Below are 22366 nucleotides of genomic sequence, written 5' to 3' on the forward strand. Positions count from 1 at the left end.
GTGAGTCAGACTCAAAGCGCCACGCCAGCACTGGAAATCAAGGACTTGGTGAAGGTGTATGGTTCCAAGACTGCCGTCAACGGCATTAGTTTGACGGTTAGTCCCGGCACAATTCTCGCATTCTTAGGCCCTAATGGGGCGGGTAAGACAACAACCATTGAAATCTGCGAAGGCTTTACGCAAGCTACCTCAGGCTCGGTTCGTGTATTAGGGCTTGATCCAAACTCCCATGCGGATGAGATCAGGCGTCGCGTAGGAATTATGCTCCAGGGCGGGGGCAGCTACTCAGGCATCAGGGTCGGAGAAATGCTCAGGCTCGCAGCCTCTTACAATGAGGATCCCCTAGATCCAGAGTGGCTTATGACCATTCTTGGGCTCAAGGATTTGGAAAAGACAACTTACCGCCGTCTCTCTGGTGGCCAACAACAACGATTATCTCTAGCGCTTGCTCTCATTGGTAGACCCGAATTGGTGTTCTTGGATGAACCCACGGCAGGCATGGATGCACAGTCTCGCCTTCTAGTGTGGAAAATGATTGAACATCTACGCTCAGATGGCGTAACCGTAGTTTTGACCACCCATCTCATGGATGAAGCTGAAGCGCTAGCTGACAACGTTGTCATCATCGACCATGGTGTAGTCGTCGCATCAGGCACTACTGCCGAACTGCGTGACAGGTACAAGACCCCGAACGAAATTTCGTTTTCTACATCGACGCCATTTTCAACTGAGCGTGCCGCGCGCGCAGGCCTGCACATAAAGGCTGTGCATCCTTTAAGCTATGTCCTTCAGCAAGAGCCAACGCCTCAAATAATTTCGGCAATTGCTGATGAAGCCCTAGCCCAGGGTGTTCAAATTAATAATTTGTCCACTACCAACCATAGTTTGGAACAGGTATTCCTTTCCATCACAGGTCGAAACCTCAGAAGCTGAAAGGTCGGATTTGATGAACAACACCCGCGGTCATGTCGAGCCCTCCGACAGCTTCGCACCAGGCACTTTCGCACCCAACCCGAGGCGCGCAACAGTGCAACGTATGCTCGTTTCCCAAGGATTCGTCGAAGCTAAGCTTTTCCTCCGCCACGGCGAGCAGGCGCTTTTGAGTTTCATCATTCCGATCGGAGCGTTGCTAGCGATTTATTTCCTTCCGCTTATCGACGACGCCGATCCTGTAAGCACCTCGTTGCCGCTCATGCTCGCCATCGCGGCAATGAGTTCCGGTTTCACAGGGCAATCGATTTCCTTGGCTTTCGACCGCAGGTACGGTGCGCTAAAGCGCACCGGCGCATCCGGAGTCCCTGCTTGGACGATCATTGTGGGAAAGATCATCGGTGTAGTCACCGTGAGCGTTCTCCAGTTCGTCCTGCTTACAGGCTTATCCTTCATACTCGGTTGGAGAGTGTCTATTCTTTCGTTCTTTGGCGGCTGGTTAGTATTCCTAGTTGGCGTAGCTGCTTTTACTTCACTGGGTATGTTGCTCGGTGGAACATTCTCCTCTGAGTTGGTTTTAGGAGTTGCCAACCTGATCTGGGTCGCGTTCGTGGGTGCTGCCGCTTTCGTACTCTTCCGAGTCGAGGGGGATCCGAGCTTGGTCACACAGCTGATTCCAAGCGTAGCCCTAGCGGAAGGGCTTGATGTTGCTCTTAGCGGAGCCGTTCCGCTGTGTCAGATAGTAATTCTTGCAGGCTGGTTAGCTATTGGGGGCATCGCAGCCACCAAGTGGTTCCGCTTTAATTGAGAACTTCTCTCTATTCGGAGCGAGCGGTATTTAGTTGGATTTTGATGCTCGCCAAAAGGTTTAAACCCGAATCATCCGTTGTTCTTAAAACCGTGGCAAACGCCACTGCAGACACGCCTAAAATGCGTGGATAATCTCAAAAGTACGCGGTAGGGTTAGTTTCCGTGACTACTGCATCAACGGACAACAATAGATCCGGAATCCTAAAGAACTTTGCTCCAACGATGAGAACACAGCGCATCATCGCATTGATTCTGCTGATTGCTCAAGGCGGTATCACCGTCACCGGCTCAATCGTGCGTGTCACTGGCTCTGGCCTAGGCTGCGACACCTGGCCGCAATGCCACCCGGGTTCTTTCACCCCAGTTGCTGGAGCTGCGCCAGCTATCCACCAGGCTATTGAGTTTGGCAACCGCCTGCTCACCTTCGTATTAGTGGCCGTGGTGATCGCCCTGTTCGTTTCTGTCATTGCTGCAGCGCGACGCAAGGAAATTGTCGTTCACACCGTCATCCAAGGCCTCGGCATCATCGTCCAAGCCGTTATCGGAGGTATTTCCGTCTGGATGGATCTTAAGTGGTGGGTCGTGGCACTACACTTCCTTCCGTCCATGATTTTGGTTTGGCTTGCAGCAATACTCTTCATGCGCATTGGTGAAGACGACGATGGCGTACAAAAGCGACCTTTCGATTCCTCACTGCGCGCCCTCGCTGCTGTATCCGCACTGCTTTTGGTAGCCGTACTGATTACTGGAACGATGGTGACCGGTGCAGGGCCTCACGCTGGTGACGACCTAGCAGGTCTGGAAGGCCGATTGGATGTTGACATTGACTGGATCGCCCACGTTCACGCCTACACCATGTACGGCTACTTGGCGCTCACCATCCTCCTTGTCGCTTCCCTATACCTGATGCAAGCGCCGCCTAAGAGCAAGCGTTTCGGGCTTGTGTTGCTGCTCTTCATCATCATCCAAGCCGGCGTTGGCATTATGCAGTACCGCTTAGGCGTCCCACGCTGGACAGTGCCAATCCACATTGGTCTTTGCTCGTTCGTTGTGGCTTTCAGCTCCCTACTGTGGTCCACTGGACTCGTTCGCGAGGGTGGCTCCAATCTGGTTACTGGATCAGTGGAAGGCGACAGAAAGCGTGAGACTATTCTGAAGGAAAAGCAGTCCGCATAGTAGATTCGCTAGTTTTTCTGAGACCGTACAAACCTACGGTCTCTCTTTATTTGCCGCACCCACGTAATTAAAGAGTAATTCACGTCAAATTTGATCACGAGACGTCCGGGAAACCGAGTAATGCTGACAGTCCGGCCTTCAATGCGCCTGTGCCGCCTCAGCTGTTGAATTAGTGCACAATCACGGCTGGAGGCACAAAATCTGCTCATCGCGTCCTCCCCAGCTTTTAGGTGTCGATCAGAGGTTATTAAAGAAGGATCCACCGTGACCTAATCAAGCGTGGAAGCCGTCTTGATGATGACGCCTGATCAAGACAAGCGTACATCTGGCTTCCGTAAACAGGTCCATTCCAAGACGCTATATGCAAGTGGCATTATTTATCCCACCCGGTGGCTCCTATTGATTCTGCAGAGTGTTCTTGATGCAGCCACACCGCCGTTCCATGCTTAAGATTCTGGGATACAAACTTTATCCGTTAAAAGAGCGATTATTTCCTTGACATCCTAGGCACATTCGTAATTTCCGTTGAGCGAAACTTCTCCCTTTAGCTAGATGAACATATGCCTGTCAGCGACGGTCGAAAAGTAGCCCACTTCTGACGGTGGAAAAGTAGCCCAATTGTGCTTGTGGTTTACTTTAGTGCTTTGCCGCGTTCTGCGTTTACGGAAGGCAGGATATCTTCGTGACCGTTGATGCGGTAACTGGTTCCCTTGTGTGTGAGAATCTCTGCGTGGTGGACTACGCGGTCGATCATGGCTGCGGCGATTGTTTGGTCACCGAAGCATTCACCCCATCGCGAAAACGGCAGATTCGAAGTCATAATCAGCGACGCTTTCTCATACCTGGTTGATACCAATTGAAAAAACAGGTTGGCCGCTTCAGCCTCGATGGGAATGTATCCGACTTCATCGACGACAAGAAGATCGTAGCGCCCCAGCTTGGTCAGCAGTTTTGGCAGTTTCCCCGGTCATGCGCCTGGGTAAGTTTCTGCACCCAGCCAGCAGCGGTGTCAAACAAAACCCTGTAGCCCTGCCTGGCAGCGATTACTCCTAGTCCAATTGCTAAGTGGGTCTTGCCGGTACCAGGTGGGCCGAGGAAGATGACATTGTTTGCCTGGCTTATCCATGCTGAGGTTTCTAGGCGCGCAATTTTTGCCCGGTCGATGCTGGGTGGGATGGTGAAATCGAATTCTTCAATCGTCTTCACCTGAGCAAACCCTGCTCGCTTGATTCGTGCATTGGCTCCGGATTCTTGTCGGGCAGAAGTTTCAACAGATAACACCGCAGCTAATTACCCTTCAAAGCTCCACCCATCTTCACGAGCTTGTTCGGCGGTTTCGAAATAGGTAGCGCGAATACGAGGAGCTTTTAACACCTTGGAAATGTGGGATAACTCAGAATCAATCTGGCGATGATCTTTAGTCGTCATGCTGACTGCTCCCATCCTGCAATCTTGTCGTAGATACTCAAGTCAGCAGCTTCAACAGCAATATCGCACGCTCGTGGTTTCGGCGCTGCCAAGCTTTGACGCATCTGTTTAGCCAAGCGTTGATGGTCAGGATCGGTTACTGTGACGTTTTACCCCCACACCCGCTGGTGATCGGCAACAATAACTCCAGCGCTATCGGTGATGACACCCCTATTCCCCCATACACAATCAATCTAATCAAAGAACAAATACCCTTGCCATAACCTGGCGTCGACGGTATCTTCTGAAGTTGTCCACTACCAGCATCATCTGAAGTTGTCCACTACCAGCCCGGAAGGTTCTCAGATGCTCCTAGGTAAAAACGCGGCTCTAACGGCTGCACTAATTTCAACTGTCGTCACTTCTGGCGTCATTTGTGGACCGGAAGCTTTTACCGCCAACGCTAGCGATCTAACCACTCATGCCACAGTAAAAGTTGTGAATGAGACCTTCACAAAAGTCCATATCAAAAAAGCAACCAACAATGGCATGGTATTTTCCGTGGAAAATGGAACTATCACTGAAAATAACGATGGTTCTATCACTATCGCCAATAAAGACGGCAGCGAAGTAAAGCTTCGATCATCGTCCCCGCTTTCTGACGGCTCAGTAGACCAAGTCTCTTACAGGATTGATGGTAAAATCATCACAGCTTCCTATTCTAATTCACTTGTCGAAGGAGTACGTGTTCCTGTTGTTACTCAAGGCGTGGCTGGATGCGTCTTTGGTACAATCGCAACAATTGGCTCGATAGCAAGTATCCCTCTGACGGGTGACGTAAGTGCGTGGCCGGCATTTGCGGTAGCGGGCGGCACTGCGGCGATGGCCTCGTATGAGTGCGCTACGATCGGTAAGAGTTAACCTCAAAGATACCTTTACGATATCTTTTTAAATCTCTAATTTGCACGATATCTTTTTAAATCTCTAATTTCGGAATTGGATGTGAAACGATGACTGCCCAGCAGAAAAGGGACATGACTTTAGCAGTCGCGAGCTTCATTCTTGTTTGTATAGGTTTGGGAGGAATTCTTGCGTCTGAATTTTCGTATGCGACCGTAGTGATTGGTTTAGCTTGGCTAGTAACGACTGTCATAGCCGTTCGTAAAATTCACGAAATCCAGAAAAGCCGGAATTCTACAGACAGCTAAGCAGAGCGGTAAAGTAAAAGCCTAGTAAAAACTGTTACCCTCAAAGGGGTAACAATTTACGGTGTGCTGATGGGTTTTCCGGCTAAACCTGTTTCCGTAGAGGATGTCAGGAAATTTGTGTGTGAGGCTCTGATCCAAAAAGGAGTTTCACCGATAACGACAACGGTGACAACGAAGAAAAACCATGACCAGGACAAGGTCACCGAGATCAGCGAGAAGCTGATGGAAAATCCTGAGCTCGCCAAGCTGATTGGCGGGTTATCGACGTCCACCGATGACGCCAGCGACCTGGTCAAAGGCCTGTTGCAGGCGTCGATTAACGCTGGTCTGCAGGCGGAAATGGATGCCCATTTGGGCTACGGTCATTCCGACCGGAAGATGAAGGCCCAGGTTTAACCAACACAGGGTAGTAACCACCGCAACGAGTCGTACACCAAGACCGTCAATTCTGGGCACGGCGCGTTGGAAGGACCGTGCCCAGGGATCATTCCGGCACGTTTACTCCCCAGATGGTGCCCAAGGGCTCACGCCGGCTGACAGAGCTCGATGACATGATCATCTCGCCGTACGCCGGTGGGATGACAGTGCGTGATATTCAGCACCATCTTGGGTCCACCCTGGGGTAGATATGAGCCCGGATACGATCAGCACGATTACCGATGTCGTCTTAGACGTGGTCATGATCTGGCAGAACCGTCAGCTCGACGAGTTCTACCCAGTAATCTTCCTTGATGCGCTACGCGTGAAGATCCGCGATGGCCACCGTGTAGTCAACAAGGCGTGCTACATGGCGGTGGGCATCGACATGGACGGTATCAAGCAGATCCTGGGCTTGTGGATTGCTGATAATGAAGGTGCCGCCTTGTGGGCATCTGTGTGCGCAGATCTAGCCAACCGTGGCGTCCAGGATGTCTTCATCGTCTGCTGTGATGGGCTTAAAGGCCTACCGGAAGCCGTGGAGGCAACCTGGCCAAATTCGATGGTGCAGACCTGCATCGTGCACCTGATCAGGGCGGCGAACCGGTGGGTCCTATCAGGAGCGAAAACCCGTCTCCAGCGCGCTACGTGCGATCTACACGGCCGCAAACGAAGATACCGCCCGTGCCAGCTTAGATGCGTTCGAAACCTCTGAGCTTGGCCAGAAGTATCCGCAGTCGGTGAAGGTCTGGCGTGATGCGTGGGAACGGTTCGTGCCGTTTCTGCAGTTCCCGCCAGCGGCGCGCAAGGTGTTGTACACCACGAATTCGATCGAGTCACTCAATGCTGAGCTGCGCAAAGCTACCCGAAACCGGGGCCGGTTCCCGAACGATACAGCAGCACTGAAGACGCTTTGGCTGATGATGTGCAACATCGAAGACAAACGCGCTGCCAAACGCGCGAAGCAAGCCGAGCGCGCCGTTGAGTGCAACGGGTATGTTCAAGGAGCGAAGGCCAATGGCTGGAAACAAGCCGTCAACTAACTAGCTGTGGCATACCCAGACCGATTCGCGGACTACGCGTAAACCAACCCCGCACACAAACTATCGGATACTCTCCTCCCTGCCAGACACCGCCCTCGATTTGCAAACGGTGGTACGGGTTCAAGAGCCAATTCAACGCCCATCCTTCAAGCGGAAAATTAGTACTCCAGCAGCACGTGAACAGGCTCAGCTGTAAGAACTTGTAGGAAACTCGTTATCTGGAACTTGGAGGGTTTTCCTCTATAGTAAGTGCTTCTCAGATGGTTTCTACATGGAAGAAGCCACCCCGGAAATGGGATGGCCAAGATCAGGTGCGGAGTGTGGATTAGAAGAGCGTTGCGCTCCATCCAAGCATCGAGCCGATGGTTTCTAGGTTCAATAGCGCGTCTACGGAAAGACCAATAAACAGAGCTGCAAGGTAATTGTTCGAAAGAATGAACAGCTTAAGCGGTTTCACCTTTGCTCCATCCTTCACGCCCTTGTGAAGTTTTACAGCCATGATGAGGAACCAAACACCGGTGATAATCGCAGTTGCGGCGTAGACCCACCCTGCTGCTGGAATCAGGAGGAAAGTGACAATGACGGTAGCTACCGTATACCAAACAATTTGATGAGTTACTTCATGAGGCTTGCGCACTACGGGTAGCATAGGCACACCAGCTCGGGCGTAATCATCTTTGTACTTCATTGCAAGCGCCCAAGTATGGGGTGGAGTCCAGAAGAAAATGATAAGGAAGAGCACGATTGCCTGCCACCACTGATGTGGAACGCCCTCAGGGAGGTTATCAGTAATAACGGCCCAACCAACTACAACCGGCATGCAACCAGCAGCACCGCCCCACACGATATTCATATGCGTACGACGCTTTAATACCTTCGTGTAAACGAAGATGTAAAAAGCGATGGTGGCCATAACGAACAACGCAGCGAGGAGGGAATTGCACAGCAACCAGAGCCACAGGAAACTTATTACGGTCAGAGCCCATGCAAAGATAGTTGCCTGTTTGTTTGTGACAGTGTGGCGGACAAGTGGACGAGCGCGAGTGCGTCCCATCTTCTGGTCGATGTCGGAATCTGCAACCATATTGAATGTGTTAGCGGCAGCAGCCCCCATCCAACCACCGATAACGGTTAGCAGGATGAGCAGAATGTTAGATTCCCCACGCTCGGCTTGAAGCATCGCCGGAATCGTAGCAACGAGAAGAAGCTCAATAACCCGTGGCTTGGTCAATGCTATGTAAGCCTTGATTACATCCAAGGAATTTCCTCCAGTTACTATTTTTCTTTTTCAGCCCGCGGGAAGTAATTCCAGCAGGTGCATATACGCTTACAGACAATAGTCGGTTCAAACCAATCGAAAGTTCCAACGGACTAAACAAAAGTTTGAACAATACCTTCATGGTAGTGATGAGAAAAGCTAAAGCAAAACTCTAACAATCGACATCTAATTCTTAAGCTCCCCCATGTTATCCCCTTAGAGTGGCGATCCCAATTTAGACACTCCCAACCCCACTCACAACTTCTAACTAGGAAAACTGGAAGAAATCGATTATTAATAAGTGGTCGCTACATCGCGGTGAGATCGCCATAAGATGACAAGTAGACGTAGAATGTTCAAAGGAAGCATCTGGTTGTGGCAATAGACCTGCCACTAAACATCACCAGAAAAGACCACAGTTATTCAAGGACGGAATTTCGTGACTTTGACTCCTGAGCTTCAGGCTCTTACTACCCCTAACTACCCAGCGGATTGGACCGAGGTAGACACCAAGGCTGTAAACACCGCTCGCATCTTGGCTGCTGATGCAGTTCAGAAGTGCGGCTCCGGCCACCCAGGCACCGCGATGTCCCTGGCACCACTGGCGTACACCCTGTACCAGCGCGTCATGACTCTCGATCCGAACGATGATATGTGGGCGGGCCGCGACCGTTTCGTATTGTCATGTGGCCACAGCTCCTTGACCCAATACATTCAGCTGTACTTGGGTGGCTTTGGCCTCGAGTTGGACGATCTAAAGGCTCTGCGCACCTGGGGTTCCCTGACTCCTGGCCACCCTGAGTACCGCCACACCAAGGGTGTCGAAATTACAACCGGCCCACTCGGCCAAGGTTTGGCTTCTGCAGTTGGCATGGCAATGGCTGCTCGCCGCGAACGCGCACTCTTCGATCCAGAGACCCCTGCAGGCGAGTCTCCATTCGATCACAACATCTACGTAATCGCTTCCGACGGCGATCTCCAGGAAGGCGTTACCTCCGAGGCTTCCTCGCTTGCGGGCACCCACAAGTTGGGCAACCTGATCGTCTTCTGGGATGACAACCGTATCTCCATTGAAGAGCAGACCGATATCGCGTTCAACGAGGATGTAGTTGCACGCTACAAGGCTTACGGTTGGCAGGTTATTGAGATCGAAGGTGGCGAGGACATCGTTGCCTTCGAGAAAGCAGTAGAGGAAGCTAAGGCTGACACCACTCGCCCAACCTTCATCCGTGTACGCACTATCATCGGTTACCCAGCCCCTAACAAGATGAATTCCGGTTCGGTACACGGCGCTGCGCTTGGTGAGGACGAGGTCGCAGCAACCAAGGAAGCCATCGGATTTGATCCTGCAAAGCACTTCGACGTCGATGACGCAGTGATCGAACACACCCGTAAACTCGGCGAGCGCGCAAAGAAAGTTCGTGCGGAGTGGGATAAGAAGTACGACGCGTGGGCTACCAAGTACCCTGAGCACAAGGAGCTCTTCGAGCGCCTGCGTGACCGCAAGCTTCCAGAGGGTTGGGATGCGGAAGCTCCTACATTCGAACCTGGTGAGTCTGTTGCTACCCGTAAGGCTTCCGAAGCAGCACTGCAGGCATTCGGCAAGACACTCCCTGAACTGTGGGGCGGTTCTGCTGACCTCGCTGGTTCCAACAACACCATTATCAAGGGCGAGAAGTCCTTTGGCCCAGAGGAAATCACCACTGAAACCTGGACCGCTCACCCACACGGTCGAAACATGCACTTCGGCATCCGTGAGCACGCAATGGGCTCCATTATGAACGGAATCGCACTTCATGGTGGCACCCGCCCTTACGGTGGCACCTTCCTGATCTTCTCCGAATACATGCGTCCAGCTGTTCGTTTGGCAGCCCTCATGGAGACTGAGGCTTACTACGTCTGGACCCATGACTCCATTGGTCTTGGTGAAGACGGCCCAACCCACCAACCAGTTGAGCAGCTTGCTGCCCTGCGCGCCATCCCAGGCCTGTCTATCGTTCGCCCAGCGGATGCAAACGAGACCATCGCCGCTTGGCGTGCAGCCATCATGTACAAAGAAGGACCTAAGGGATTGGCATTGACCCGCCAGAACGTTCCTGTTCTAGAGGGTACCAAGGAGAAGGCTACCGAAGGTGTCGTTCGTGGCGCTTACGTACTGGTAGAGGGCTCTAAGCAGACCCCTGACGTAATCCTGATGGCCACCGGATCAGAAGTTCAGTTGGCTGTGGAAGCAGCTAAGAAGCTCGAAGAAGAGGGCACCGCCGCGCGAGTTGTTTCTGTGCCTTGCTTGGATTGGTTCCTTGAGCAAGACGAGGCTTACCGCGAGGAAATCCTCCCAGCAGCAGTCACCGCGCGTGTTTCTGTTGAGGCTGGTATCGCAATGCCTTGGTACCAGCTACTTGGTACCCGAGGTCGTGCAGTTTCTCTCGAGCACTTCGGCGCATCCGCACCATACCAGAAGCTGTTTGATGAGTTCGGAATTACCACGGACGCTGTAATCGCAGCAGCAAAAGAGTCTCTGAACGCTTAATCCGTCAAACCAGGGCCCGCATGAACATCATGCGGGCCCTTTTGTTGTATACATATACCGGCGCATTAAATACGTCATTGTGGATAATGCGCTAGGCTCATTAGGGGTAAACAATGGAGTCACTAACGGTGTCTCATCCCGAAGAATTCACTAATAGAAAGTGGTCTTTTTATATGAATGCAGTAGATTCCTTGGCCAAGGTCGGAACATCAACCTGGTTGGATGACTTGTCCCGCCAACGTCTGGTGTCTGGCAACTTAAAGGAGCTGCTAACCTCCAAGTCCATCGTCGGCGTAACCACCAACCCAGCTATCTTTGCTGGTGCTATGAGCAAGGGCAACGACTACGATGAACAGATTGCGAAGCTGAAGTCTGAAGGCGCCTCCGTTGATGAGGCTGTCTACGCCATGAGCATTGACGATGTACGTGACGCTTGCGATATCCTCGCAGACGCATACGTCGAAAGCAACGGTTACGATGGTCGCGTTTCCATCGAAGTCGATCCACGATTCTCTGAGGATCGTGACGCTACCATCACTCAAGCTCGTGAGCTATGGAAGAAGATTGATCGCCCTAATTTGATGATCAAGATTCCGGCTACTCCTGGCTCCTTGCCTGCAATCACCGACGCTCTTGCAGACGGCATCAGCGTTAACGTCACCCTCATCTTCTCTGTTGCCCGCTACCGTGAAGTTATCTTGGCCTACATTGATGGAATCAACCGCGCAGCCCAAAACGGCCACGATGTATCCAAGATTCACTCTGTAGCTTCCTTCTTTGTCTCTCGACTGGACACGGAAGTAGATCAGCGCCTGGAAGCTATTGGCACTGAAGATGCGCTCTCCCTGCGCGGTAAGGCAGGAGTAGCTAACGCTCGTCGTGCTTACCAAGTTTTCAAGGATATGTTCGCCGATGCAGATCTTCCTGACGGCGCTAATCTGCAGCGTCCACTGTGGGCTTCCACGGGCGTGAAGAACCCTGACTACTCTCCTACCCTGTACGTTTCCGAGCTGGCAGGCCCTAACACGGTCAACACCATGCCGGAAGCCACCATCGACGCACTGCTCGAAGCTGATGACGTCAACGGTGATACTCTCAGCGGCACCAGCGAAGAGGCTGAAAAGGTCTTTGAAGCAATCAGCGCTGTGGGCGTCGATTTCGGTGATGTATTCGCAAAGCTGGAGAAAGAGGGCGTAGATAAGTTCGTTCAGGCCTGGGAGGACCTCCTCGAATCAATGCGCGAGCGCCTAGCTTAAACGTTAAAAACTAAGGACCTAGTTCAAAGAACTAGGTCCTCTTCTCCTACGAAAACAAGAGCCCAACCGCAAACGGTTGGGCTCTTGTTGTCGCCTTATTAAGCGTATGCCTGAATCAGGTTTAGACCAATAATGCACGCCAGCCAGATCAAACCAGCGAAAATGGTTACACGGTCGAGGTTTTTCTCCACAACGGTTGAACCGGAAAGGTTTGACTGAACGCCGCCGCCAAAGAGGCTCGAGAGGCCACCACCCTTACCGCGGTGCAGCAGCACGAAGAGGGTCATGATGATCGATGCGATGACCAGTACGATCTGCAGTGCGAGTGCCATGGTAATCCTTATGTAAGTTACGTTGTAAAAATTCTGAGTGTGTATAGCCAACACAGTGTTACTCCGTGCAGACTATACACGACTTTTGCCCTATTCAGATAACTGCCACGGGCTATCTCGGGAGGTACCCCTCTAGCCGGAGTTACGCAAAGCGGTGGATAGACCGTTCATCGTCAACCGAATATTCTGTCCGACTAGGCGGTCTTCATCACCAGCACGGAACTTACGCAACATTGCAATCTGAATGACGTTTAGGGGCAGTAAGTAAGGGAACCTCGACCTAACTGAACGCTCCAACCGTGGATTATCATCGAGTAACCCTTCGAACCCAGTTATCTTCAGATACATGCTCTTGGTTAGCTCATACTCTTCACGGATCGCTCCGTAAATGCGTTCGGCTACTTCCCGATCTTCAACCAAATGGGAGTACATTTCGGCTAGTTTCAGCTCAACCTTGCTCATCACCTGTGCCATGTTTGATAGAACAGATTTAAAGAAAGGCCAGTTGTTGTGAAGATCGCGGAGCTGATCCAGCTTTCTACCAGAATCCTCGCCTTCACCGATCCAATCAGCTAACGCTGTACCCATGCCGTACCAACCTGGCAACATTACACGGGACTGGGACCAGCTTAGAACCCACGGAATAGCACGCAAATCGGAAATAGTCTTGGTTTGCTTACGTGAACTTGGCCGAGATCCAATGTTCAGTGCGCCGATTTCCGCGAGTGGCGTCGAAGAGGTGAAGTACTCAATAAATCCTGGGTCTTCGTGCATCAACTCGGAATACTTGCGCTGGCTTGTCTTAGCTAACACGCTCATGATCTCGTAGGCCTCATGGCGATCTTCATCGAGAGCATCAACGGGTAGCAATGTAGCCTCCATGGTGGCAGCTACTAGAGCTTCTAGGTTGCGCAAAGCAGAAGGCATTGTTCCGTATTTAGCAGAGATGATTTCACCCTGCTCGGTGATACGTACCGTAGCGTCCACCGCACCATGGGGCTGAGCCAAAATAGCGTCGTAGGAGGGACCGCCACCTCGACCTACAGTTCCACCGCGTCCGTGGAACAAGCGTATTTCGATATTGTTACGTTCGCTCCACTTTACGAGATCTGTTTCTGCAGCGTATAGAGCCCAGTTAGCGGCGAAATAGCCACCATCCTTGTTGGAATCAGAGTATCCCAACATGATCTCCTGCAAGTCTCCGCGCTGCTGGAGGTAATTACGGTACGAAGGAACCTCAAGGAGGTCCTGAAGGATCTGCGCCCCGTTTTCCAGGTCTTCGATAGTTTCAAATAGAGGCGCCACATCCATGTGGCCAGTTGGCTTCTCACCGTTAGCCTCAATCAAACCGAATTCCTTAAGGAGGATCATTGGCTCCAAGATGTCTGAAACGGACTGGCACATGGACACAATGATGTGTGGAATCATACGTGGGCCAAAGGCATCCACTGCTCTTTTGGCTTCTGCAATGAGGTCCAGTTCGCGCTGAGTCGCTTCGCTAAAGTTGAGACCCCGTTTGGGTATTAGCGGGCGCGGGCTAGCAAGCTCAGCTGTAAGGATTTCAATCTTTTCTTCCTCACTGGCGTTGCGATAGTCGCTGTGGACATGAGCCGCGGAAAAGAGTTCCGTGAGAATGTCCTCAAAGCTCTCAGAATTCTGACGCAAGTCCATTGAGTAAAGGTGGAAACCAAAGGCTTGAACGGCAGAACGAAGATCCCTCAAGCGATCATCTGCCAAAAGCTCGTCATGGCTATTACGCAAAGAAGCGTCAACGATGTCTAGGTCCGCCAGGAATTGTTCTGGGGATTCATAAGGATCGTGCTCCTTGTACCACTCACCTACTACGCTGGAATCTCCAATCTTTCGTGCGATGGTCGACATGAGACGGCCACGGATACCGTGAATAGCGCGGCGGTATGGCTCGTCCACGCGACTAGGAACATCGTTTAAGCCTCGGTCTGCGAGCTCTTCCAGCTCAGCAGTAACGCTTGTCATACGGTCCGAAAGACTGAGTTCACTTTCCAGTTCGTGAACGCATTCAACGTAGTACTTGAGGACAGTCTCCGCGGCGCGGCTGGTTGCGTAGTGAAGGGTATCAGCAGTTACGAAAGGATTGCCGTCGTGATCTCCGCCGATCCAGGAACCAGGCTTGATGGCTGCGTTAGAAATGGAGTCGATCCCATAGTTCTCCTTCGCCCCATCGAGGACCTTTGCGTTGATGCGGGGAATAGCTTTAAGCAAGCTGAGATTGTAATAGCGCAATCCAACTTCGATCTCGTCTTCAATACGAGGGCGAGCAACACGAATCAGGGCTGTCTGCCAGAGAATGGTGAGATAACGCAGGATCTCGCGCTCAACCTTATCTAAGCGAGACTTGGTAAGAGCATTTTCATCAGCGTTGAGGATAATCCGGCGTCGCTTCATCAGCGCAGTGATATTTTCCTGCGCATCGAACACCGTGCGCCGACGGGTTTCAGTAGGATGAGCGGTCAGGACTGGAGCGATCTCAGCACGCGACACTACCTCCCTGACTGCCTCGGTTTCCGTACCGTGCTCTTTAAGCAATGACCACGTATGTTCCAAGCTGGCTTCCGATGCAGGTTTGCCAGCCTCAAGATCCTTAACACGTTTTCGTGCATCAGCCATGTCTTCTACCAGATTGGCAAGCAGTGCAAAGTGGCTGAAGGACCGAGCTACGTGATTGGATTCCTGATTGCTCAGGGTATCTAGCATCGTAGCTAGATCCTCCATCTTCGCCTCGCCCTTGGCAACCTTGAATGCCATCTGGCGGGCGCTTTCAACATCATTAAATACGTCTTCGCCTTCTTGATCGCGAATCACGTTGCCTAGAAGCGCGCCTAAGTAACGGATGTCATCTTGGACTATTGCCAAGGAATCATCGATCTGCATTTTTCCTCTTTCCGTCTATAGTCAGTCCCCCAGTATAGTGACACGCCATGTTCCGGTGCCGAACTGCTGGGAACGACTTTGCAACCAAGAAAACCGCCTTGGAACTCCATAGATCCAAGGCGGTTGATTAGTTAAGGTGAAGCATTAGAAAGGGCCACCGGCCGCGTTCGCTGCGAGCTTCGCAAAATCCTCACCATCAAGGGAAGCTCCGCCGACGAGACCGCCGTCTACGTCCTCCTGACCAACAATCTCACCAACGGTGTCTGCCTTAACAGAACCACCGTAAAGGATGCGAATGCCAGCTGCCACGTCTTCCCCAGCGAGCTCTACGATGAGCTTGCGGATTGCCGCACAAACTTCCTGTGCGTCGGCCGCAGAAGCTACCTTACCGGTTCCGATAGCCCACACAGGCTCGTAGGCGATTACCGTGTTGGAGAGGTCCTCGGTGGAGAGGCCGGCGAGTGAGTTGCGAGTTTGCTCGACGACGTAATCGACGTGAGTGCCTTGCTCACGGATTTCCAATGGCTCTCCAACGCAAACGATTGGGCTCATACCCTTGCCCAGTGCGGCCTTAGCCTTGGCGGCAACCAGTTCGTCCGTCTCGTTGTGGTATTCGCGACGTTCGGAGTGTCCTACGACAACCCACGTGCAGCCCAGCTTGGACAGCATCTGTGCGGAAACTTCACCGGTGTATGCACCGGACTCATGAACTGAAACATCTTGTGCACCGTAAGTGATCTCCAGCTTGTCGCCTTCCACTACGGTCTGAACGGAGCGAATATCGGTGAACGGCACAGTTACGGCAACGTCTACCTTCTCGTAGTACTCCTTAGGCAGTGCGAAAGCGAGTTTTTGAACGGTTGCAATTGCCTGCTGGTGATCCAGATTCATCTTCCAGTTACCAGCAATCAGTGGCTTGCGTGCCATAAGTTTGTGTATTCCTTTCAATCGTGGAATCAATACTCATTCCACGGGGTGTGCGAATAAAAGGTATCTCCACGGGTGCTCAGAGCCATCGACTCTAAACACCCGTGGTTTTTAATGAGGGTTTAGGACTCCAGAACCTTAACGCCTGGCAGTTCCTTTCCTTCCAGGTACTCAAGGGATGCGCCACCGCCAGTAGAAATGTGGCTGAAGCCGTCCTCCGGCAGACCAAGAGTGCGGACTGCAGCTGCAGAGTCGCCACCACCTACAACAGAGAATGCCCCATTGGAGGTTGCTTCAATAATTGCTTCTGCTACGCCACGGGTACCTGCAGCGAAGTTCTCGAACTCGAACACGCCCATTGGCCCGTTCCAGAAGATTGTCTTAGCACCCTTAAGCACGTTGGCGAACTCTTCAACGGACTTTGGTCCGATGTCGAGAGACATCCAACCCTCAGGAATTCCATCCAGCTCAACTTCCTTGTGCTCAGCGTCTGCGGCAAAGGAGTCACAAGCGATCAGATCAACCGGCAGTACGAGCTTCTCACCATATTCTTCAAGCAGCTTCTTGCAGTTATCAATTTGCTCCTCCTGGAGCAAAGACTTCTGGACATTAATGCCCTGCGCAGCAAGGAAGGTGTAGCACATGCCACCACCGATGATGATCTTGTCCGCCTTTGTTACCAGTGCTTCAATGACGCCAAGCTTGTCAGAGACCTTAGCTCCACCGAGGACAACAGCGTACGGGCGCTCTGGGTTGTCCACAGCCTTCTTCAAAACTTCAATCTCGGTCTGTACGAGCTTTCCTGCGTAGTGCGGCAAGCGCTTCGCTACGTCGTACACAGAGGTCTGAGCGCGGTGTACAACGCCAAATCCATCAGAAACGAAAGCGCCGTTTTCAGCGGTCAGAGCGACAAGCTGGTCAGCAAACTCTCCACGCTCAGCCTCATCCTTGCTGGTCTCGCGTGGGTCGAATCGAACATTCTCGAGGAGAAGGACATCGCCGTCGTTGAGGCCGTTAGCACGCTCGTGTGCGTCCTCCCCCACGACATCGCCGGCTAGAGCGACGTACTGGTCAAGTTCCTCTGAAAGGGCCTCAGCGACTGGCGCAAGCGAGTACTTCTCATTGACCTCGCCCTTTGGACGACCTAGGTGCGCGGTGAGGATGACGCGTGCGCCTGCTTCAATCAGTGCCTTGATCGTTGGCAGAGATGCCTTAATGCGCCCTGCGTCAGTGATAACGCCGTCATCATTCAGTGGGACATTGAAGTCAGAGCGTACGAGTACGTGGCGACCCTCAACGCCCTCATCGATGAGATCCTGCAAAGTCTTAACGGACATTGTTACCTAGCTTTCATTTCGAATGGGAAACAGGAGTAATGAAGTTTTAACCCTGAGCAAGTTCAGGGCGCGTTTCCAGAGCACACGCTCACGTATTTATTTTAGGCTTCTTTACGCGCGTGTGCAGAGATACTGCAAATAAGGATGGCCCAGCTACCTTGTAAAAAAGATAACTGGGCCAAAGGCTTTACTTACCCTCAGATATTAGAGGCGCTCGCCAACGTACTCGGTGATGGTAACGAGCTGGTTGGAGTAGCCCCACTCATTGTCGTACCAAGAAACAACCTTGACCTGCTGGCCGGAAACCTTGGTCAGGCCAGAGTCGAAGATGGAAGCGTGAGGATCGGTCACGATGTCGGTGGAGACGATTGGATCCTCGGTGTATGCCAGGACGCCCTTCAGTGGGCCCTCAGCTGCTGCCTCCTTGATAGCTGCGTTAACAGCCTCAACAGAAACTTCCTTCTCAGCAACGAAGGTCAGGTCAGTTGCAGAGCCGGTGATGGTAGGAACGCGCAGTGCGTAGCCATCCAGCTTGCCCTCGAGCTCTGGGAGAACGAGTGCAACTGCCTTAGCAGCACCGGTGGAGGTAGGAACGATGTTCTGTGCAGCTGCACGAGCGCGACGCAGGTCCTTGTGAGGAGCATCGTGCAGGCGCTGGTCACCGGTGTATGCGTGAACGGTAGTCATCAGGCCGTTGACGATGCCGAACTTGTCGTTCAGAACCTTAGCCATTGGAGCCAAGCAGTTGGTGGTGCAGGAAGCGTTGGAGATGATGGTGTGCTTCTCTGGATCGTAGTCGGTGTGGTTTACGCCAACAACGAAGGTAGCGTCCTCGTTCTTCGCTGGAGCGGAGATGATGACCTTCTTTGCGCCGGCGTCAATGTGAGCCTTGGCAGCGTTAGCGTCAGTGAAGAAACCGGTGGACTCGATAACGATGTCTACACCGAGCTCGCCCCACTTCAAGTTAGCTGGATCCTTCTCAGCGGTAACGACCATCTTGTGGCCATCAACGGTGATGGACTCATCATCAAACTCAACGTCCTTGCCCAGACGACCCAGGATGGAGTCGTACTTCAGCAGGTGGGACAGAGTCTTGTTGTCAGTCAGATCGTTGATTGCAACAACCTCGATGTCAGCGCCACGCTCAGAGATAGCGCGGAAGAAGTTACGGCCGATGCGACCGAAGCCGTTGATGCCAACCTTAATAGTCACTGTAAAAGTCTCCTCAAAGTAGAGTTCATTTGTAGTTGAGTCCGCGTGTACGCGGCGGGGTGATTTCCCACATCCATGTTGCTTAGCTTGGAAGGGGAAGCTCAATCCTCAACATCGTCTTCTAGTGTACCGGCCATTCTGCGAACCTGCAGGATCAACAAAGTGCCAGTTAAAGTGCACCGTTACAGGAGGTGATCACGTTTGGGGGTACACCCTTCAACTTTTTGAGATTGGTTGCGTTTATGTCCGTTTGTTTCCGCAGGGCATCGAGACCACTCACCCCTTTACGGGGAGATATCCCCACACCAACACCTCACCCCCGCTCCCCTTTTCTTGGCACTATTTTGCAACTGTGGTTTTATTCACAAATCAACGTTTTAGCCCCGTACGCTGGAAACACTCCAGCGTAAGGGGCTAAAACTTAGTGAACTTTGGTCTAAATGTCGTTCAAAATCTCGTCAGTAACCGCCACTTGCGTGTCTGGGATACCCAACTCTTCCGCCCGCTTATCCGCCATAGAAAGCAGTCGGCGAATTCGGCCCGCCACGGCATCCTTGGTCATCTGAGGATCTGCGTAGCGACCAAGTTCTTCCAGGGAAGCTTCACGGTACTGAACACGCAACTGTCCAGCTTCAGCCAAGTGATCAGGTACATCGTCGCCCAAGATGGCCATGGCACGCTCCACGCGCGCAGCCGCTGCAACCGCTGCCCGTGCCGAACGCCTGAGGTTGGCGTCATCGAAGTTCGCCAATCGGTGGTTACCCGAGGTCTTGGTCTCGCGCGACAAACGCTTTTTATCCCACTGCAGACGCGAGGAGTGCGCACCCATACGGGTCAGCAAAGCACCAACGGCGTCCCCATCACGTAGGGTCACTTTCTCCACCCCGCGGGTTTCTTTAGTCTTGGCCGAAAGGCCAAGACGACGGGCGCAGCCCACGAGCGCTAGGGATGCTTCTTGGCACGGGCAGGAAACCTCAAGTCCTGAGGCCCGGCCTGGGTCGGAAAGCTGACCAGCAGCCATAAAGGCACCACGCCAAGCCGCCTCAGCGTCCTCAATAGTGCCGGTGATGATCTGCGGAGGTAGACCAATGACCCGATGGCCGGAGCGGGTCACCAACCCCAACTTTCGCACCAACGTATCCGCACCTTGTGATACTCGAATGAGGTAACGGGGGGACTTCCGCGTAGCTGAAGCACCCAGATCCATGACGGAGCACTCTAGCCCAAACAAGTCCTGTATCTCATTGGACGCCCGTTTCACCACGTCCTCATGATCTAGCTCCATTTCTACGATCAGCTTTTGGGAAGCGACATCCATTTTCCCAGCGAACCGAATAATTGAAGCTAGCTCAGCGTAACGTGCGCTGGTGTGGCCGACCGTAACCTTGGTCAGCTCTTTCTTAACCTGGGTGGTGAGTGAAGAAACGCGCACGTTAAGTATCTATCCTTTGCAGAAACGTCAGAATTTCATTGCCGGCCACTAACAATACTTGATTGGGAGCTAAATTCTGTAAGCAAGAAGCTTATCCGGCCTGTAAGTTAGACAAGCTCCTTTAGGGCCGACGCCAGCTTAACCGGACAATGCCTCTCTGTTGCCATGCCGTTTTCCCGCACCTCGCGCAGATCGTAGAAAGCAATCTCAGCGCCCAAGTTCTTGGCGGAGTTCTCTAAATGGCGACGATCAGAAGAATTGGGGACAGTTTCAGCATCGGCAAGAACAACATCTACCTGCAAATTTTGGGCATGCTGCTGCAAAATGTGAATGTGTCGTTCCGCAGAGAATCCGGAAGTTTCTCCCGGCTCAGCAGAAAGGTTGAGTACCACAATCCGCTTTGCACGAGTCTCCTTGAGAGCGTCAACAATGCCGGGGACCAGCAAGTGCGGAATGACTGATGAAAACCATGAGCCTGGGCCCAGTGTCACCACGTCAGCATCAAGAATCGCTTTACAGACCTCAGGGTGTGGCTGAGGTTGTTCTGGAATCAGCTTGACGCGCCGAACCGTACCGGTAGTGGAAGCCACCGCTACCTGCCCACGGACTTGACGAATAATCCGTGGATCATCATCTAAACCTGCGACATCAGCGGCGATATCTAGGGGCTCATCGCACATTGGTAGAACTCTGCCTTGGGCGCGAATGAGTTTAGCCACAGTGTCAAGCGCTTTAGCTTCGTCTTGGAGAATATCGTAGAGACCTGCGATGAGGAGATTACCCACTGCATGGCCAGCCAACGCACCATGGCCACCAAAGCGGTGCTGCAAAACAGACTCCCACATGCGCCCCTCTTCATCATCGGGTGCCAAGGCGGAGAGCGCCATGCGTAAATCCCCAGGTGGGATTTGTGCTAATTCATGGCGGATACGACCGGATGAACCGCCATCGTCAGCAACGGTTACTACTGCGGTAATTGATTCATGGTCAAGTTTTCTTACCGCGCGCAAGGTCTGAAAGAGGCCGTGTCCGCCTCCCAGACTGACAATCCTATGCAGCCCACCCGAACAGTCAGAGGTTAAGTCCGGTAGTTCGCTTGGAGGTAGATGCTGCACCATTGGTTCAGTGGTGTTGGTGTTCAAAATGGAATCCGTGCCCTTTTTATGACCGCAAGACCTGGATGCGTCTCGCTCAGTGATAGCCCTTAGTGGTGGGAATATAAAGCTTTTATTTTAGAAAACGTTGATATCACGGTGGTTGACAGTGATATCCATTTCGCCTTTTTCACGGAACCTACGGCCAAGCTCTTCTGCAATAGCCACTGAACGATGGTGTCCTCCGGTACAGCCTACGGAAACCGTCACAAACTTCTTGCCCTCGTGTTGAAAGCCAGGGTGCATGTCCTCAAAGAGTCGCTCAAAGTTCGCAAGGAATTTTTCCGCACCTTCCTGCCCCAACACATAATCCGACACCGGCTTGTCTACGCCGCGGAATGGCCGAAGTTCAGGAACCCAGTATGGGTTAGGCAGGAAACGCACATCAAACATCAAATCCGTGTCACTGGGCGTGCCATGCTTGAATCCAAAGGATTGGAAGGTGACATGCATCTTTGAGCTAGCGAGCGTGGAGAAGTTTGGCTCGATTGCCCGCCGCAGATCGTGTACAGACAGGTCCGACGTATCAATGATGACATCCGCAGACTCTTTTACTGAGCCCATGATCGAACGCTCTCGCGTGATGCCGGTGAGTAGGGTTGAACTTCCCTGCAGCGGATGCACTCGGCGAAGGTTGTCAAAGCGCTTAATAAGCACATCATCCCTGGCGTCCAGGAACAGCACGAGTGGCTTAATTCCCTCTTTGCTCAATGAGCTAATTACTGTATCAAGCGTTCCGTGGAATTCGAGGGACCTAACGTCAGAGACTATGGCCACCTTGTCTGTTGGGGCGTCAGCGTTGTTGCACACCTCAACAAAACTCTTGAGAAGCTGCGGTGGAAGATTTTGTACTACGTACCACCCCATATCTTCCAAAACACGGGCTGCAGAGCTGAGGCCAGCGCCAGACAAACCGGTGATGATGACTGTGGGGAACTTCCCATCCCCGTGATTGGAAGTAGCGTCTGCCAGTGCTTCTACGCTGTCTTTCAGAGTCCTGTTCATACCAACCAAGTGTAACGCTGTT

General features: G+C 52.5%; 15 protein-coding genes and 2 pseudogenes. 7 read left to right on the forward strand and 10 right to left on the reverse strand.

Annotated elements, in window-relative coordinates; translation table 11 throughout:
- The 3 genes from ACXM2N_RS06355 to ACXM2N_RS06365 all read left to right on the forward strand — a co-directional run bounded on the left by ACXM2N_RS06355 (position 1) and on the right by ACXM2N_RS06365 (position 2916).
- Positions 1–933, forward strand: coding sequence for an ABC transporter ATP-binding protein (locus ACXM2N_RS06355; RefSeq protein ID WP_458487006.1), 933 nt, complete (start codon positions 1–3; stop codon positions 931–933).
- A 13-nt stretch (positions 934–946) separates the two neighbouring features.
- Positions 947–1738, forward strand: coding sequence for an ABC transporter permease (locus tag ACXM2N_RS06360; protein ID WP_458487008.1), 792 nt, complete (start codon positions 947–949; stop codon positions 1736–1738).
- 224 nt (positions 1739–1962) lie between these two features.
- Positions 1963–2916: a COX15/CtaA family protein gene (locus ACXM2N_RS06365; protein WP_458491048.1), complete on the forward strand. Its 954-nt coding sequence runs from the start codon at positions 1963–1965 to the stop codon at positions 2914–2916.
- A 631-nt stretch (positions 2917–3547) separates the two neighbouring features.
- Here ACXM2N_RS06365 and istB read toward each other — a convergent pair.
- Positions 3548–4344, reverse strand: a pseudogene (istB, locus tag ACXM2N_RS06370) (IS21-like element helper ATPase IstB).
- 345 nt (positions 4345–4689) lie between these two features.
- On the opposite strand from istB, the gene ACXM2N_RS06375 reads away from it, so the two are divergent.
- Complete coding sequence (locus tag ACXM2N_RS06375) at positions 4690–5244, forward strand: hypothetical protein (protein WP_458487010.1); 555 nt, start codon at positions 4690–4692, stop codon at positions 5242–5244.
- A 452-nt stretch (positions 5245–5696) separates the two neighbouring features.
- Positions 5697–6991, forward strand: a pseudogene (locus tag ACXM2N_RS06380) (IS256 family transposase).
- A gap of 325 nt (positions 6992–7316) precedes the next feature.
- On the opposite strand, the gene ACXM2N_RS06385 reads toward ACXM2N_RS06380, so the two are convergent.
- Positions 7317–8249 (reverse strand): heme o synthase, encoded by a 933-nt coding sequence (locus tag ACXM2N_RS06385; RefSeq protein WP_458487012.1) that lies wholly within the window; start codon positions 8247–8249, stop codon positions 7317–7319.
- 439 nt (positions 8250–8688) lie between these two features.
- On the opposite strand from ACXM2N_RS06385, the gene tkt reads away from it, so the two are divergent.
- Together tkt and tal are read left to right on the forward strand one after the other, a co-directional pair.
- On the forward strand, positions 8689–10779 hold the full coding sequence (gene tkt, locus ACXM2N_RS06390) for a transketolase (RefSeq protein ID WP_458487014.1): 2091 nt from the start codon (positions 8689–8691) through the stop codon (positions 10777–10779).
- Positions 10780–10952: 173 nt separating this feature from the next.
- Positions 10953–12035 carry a transaldolase gene (tal, locus tag ACXM2N_RS06395; RefSeq protein WP_458487016.1) on the forward strand — a complete coding sequence of 361 codons (1083 nt, stop codon included), beginning with the start codon at positions 10953–10955 and terminating at the stop codon, positions 12033–12035.
- Between the two features lie 98 nt (positions 12036–12133).
- On the opposite strand, the gene secG is transcribed toward tal, so the two are convergent.
- The 8 genes from secG to rapZ all read right to left on the reverse strand — a co-directional run bounded on the left by secG (position 12134) and on the right by rapZ (position 22344).
- Positions 12134–12367 (reverse strand): preprotein translocase subunit SecG, encoded by a 234-nt coding sequence (secG, locus tag ACXM2N_RS06400; protein WP_458487018.1) that lies wholly within the window; start codon positions 12365–12367, stop codon positions 12134–12136.
- Positions 12368–12499: 132 nt separating this feature from the next.
- The gene (gene ppc / locus ACXM2N_RS06405) at positions 12500–15277 is read right to left on the reverse strand and encodes a phosphoenolpyruvate carboxylase (RefSeq protein WP_458487020.1); all 2778 of its coding nucleotides are present in this window, start codon (positions 15275–15277) and stop codon (positions 12500–12502) included.
- A gap of 144 nt (positions 15278–15421) precedes the next feature.
- Positions 15422–16204 carry a triose-phosphate isomerase gene (gene tpiA / locus ACXM2N_RS06410; protein ID WP_458487022.1) on the reverse strand — a complete coding sequence of 261 codons (783 nt, stop codon included), beginning with the start codon at positions 16202–16204 and terminating at the stop codon, positions 15422–15424.
- Between the two features lie 122 nt (positions 16205–16326).
- The gene (locus tag ACXM2N_RS06415) at positions 16327–17541 is read right to left on the reverse strand and encodes a phosphoglycerate kinase (RefSeq protein WP_458487024.1); all 1215 of its coding nucleotides are present in this window, start codon (positions 17539–17541) and stop codon (positions 16327–16329) included.
- A 204-nt stretch (positions 17542–17745) separates the two neighbouring features.
- A complete protein-coding gene (gap, locus tag ACXM2N_RS06420) occupies positions 17746–18753 on the reverse strand; it encodes a type I glyceraldehyde-3-phosphate dehydrogenase (protein WP_458487026.1) in 1008 nt (335 codons plus the stop codon).
- Positions 18754–19189: 436 nt separating this feature from the next.
- Positions 19190–20185: a DNA-binding protein WhiA gene (whiA, locus tag ACXM2N_RS06425; protein ID WP_458487028.1), complete on the reverse strand. Its 996-nt coding sequence runs from the start codon at positions 20183–20185 to the stop codon at positions 19190–19192.
- A gap of 107 nt (positions 20186–20292) precedes the next feature.
- A complete protein-coding gene (locus ACXM2N_RS06430; protein ID WP_458487030.1) occupies positions 20293–21303 on the reverse strand; it encodes a gluconeogenesis factor YvcK family protein in 1011 nt (336 codons plus the stop codon).
- Positions 21304–21417: 114 nt separating this feature from the next.
- Positions 21418–22344: an RNase adapter RapZ gene (gene rapZ / locus ACXM2N_RS06435; protein WP_458487032.1), complete on the reverse strand. Its 927-nt coding sequence runs from the start codon at positions 22342–22344 to the stop codon at positions 21418–21420.
- Positions 22345–22366: the final 22 nt, after the last annotated feature.

This window comes from Corynebacterium sp. ZY180755, from assembly GCF_054331495.1.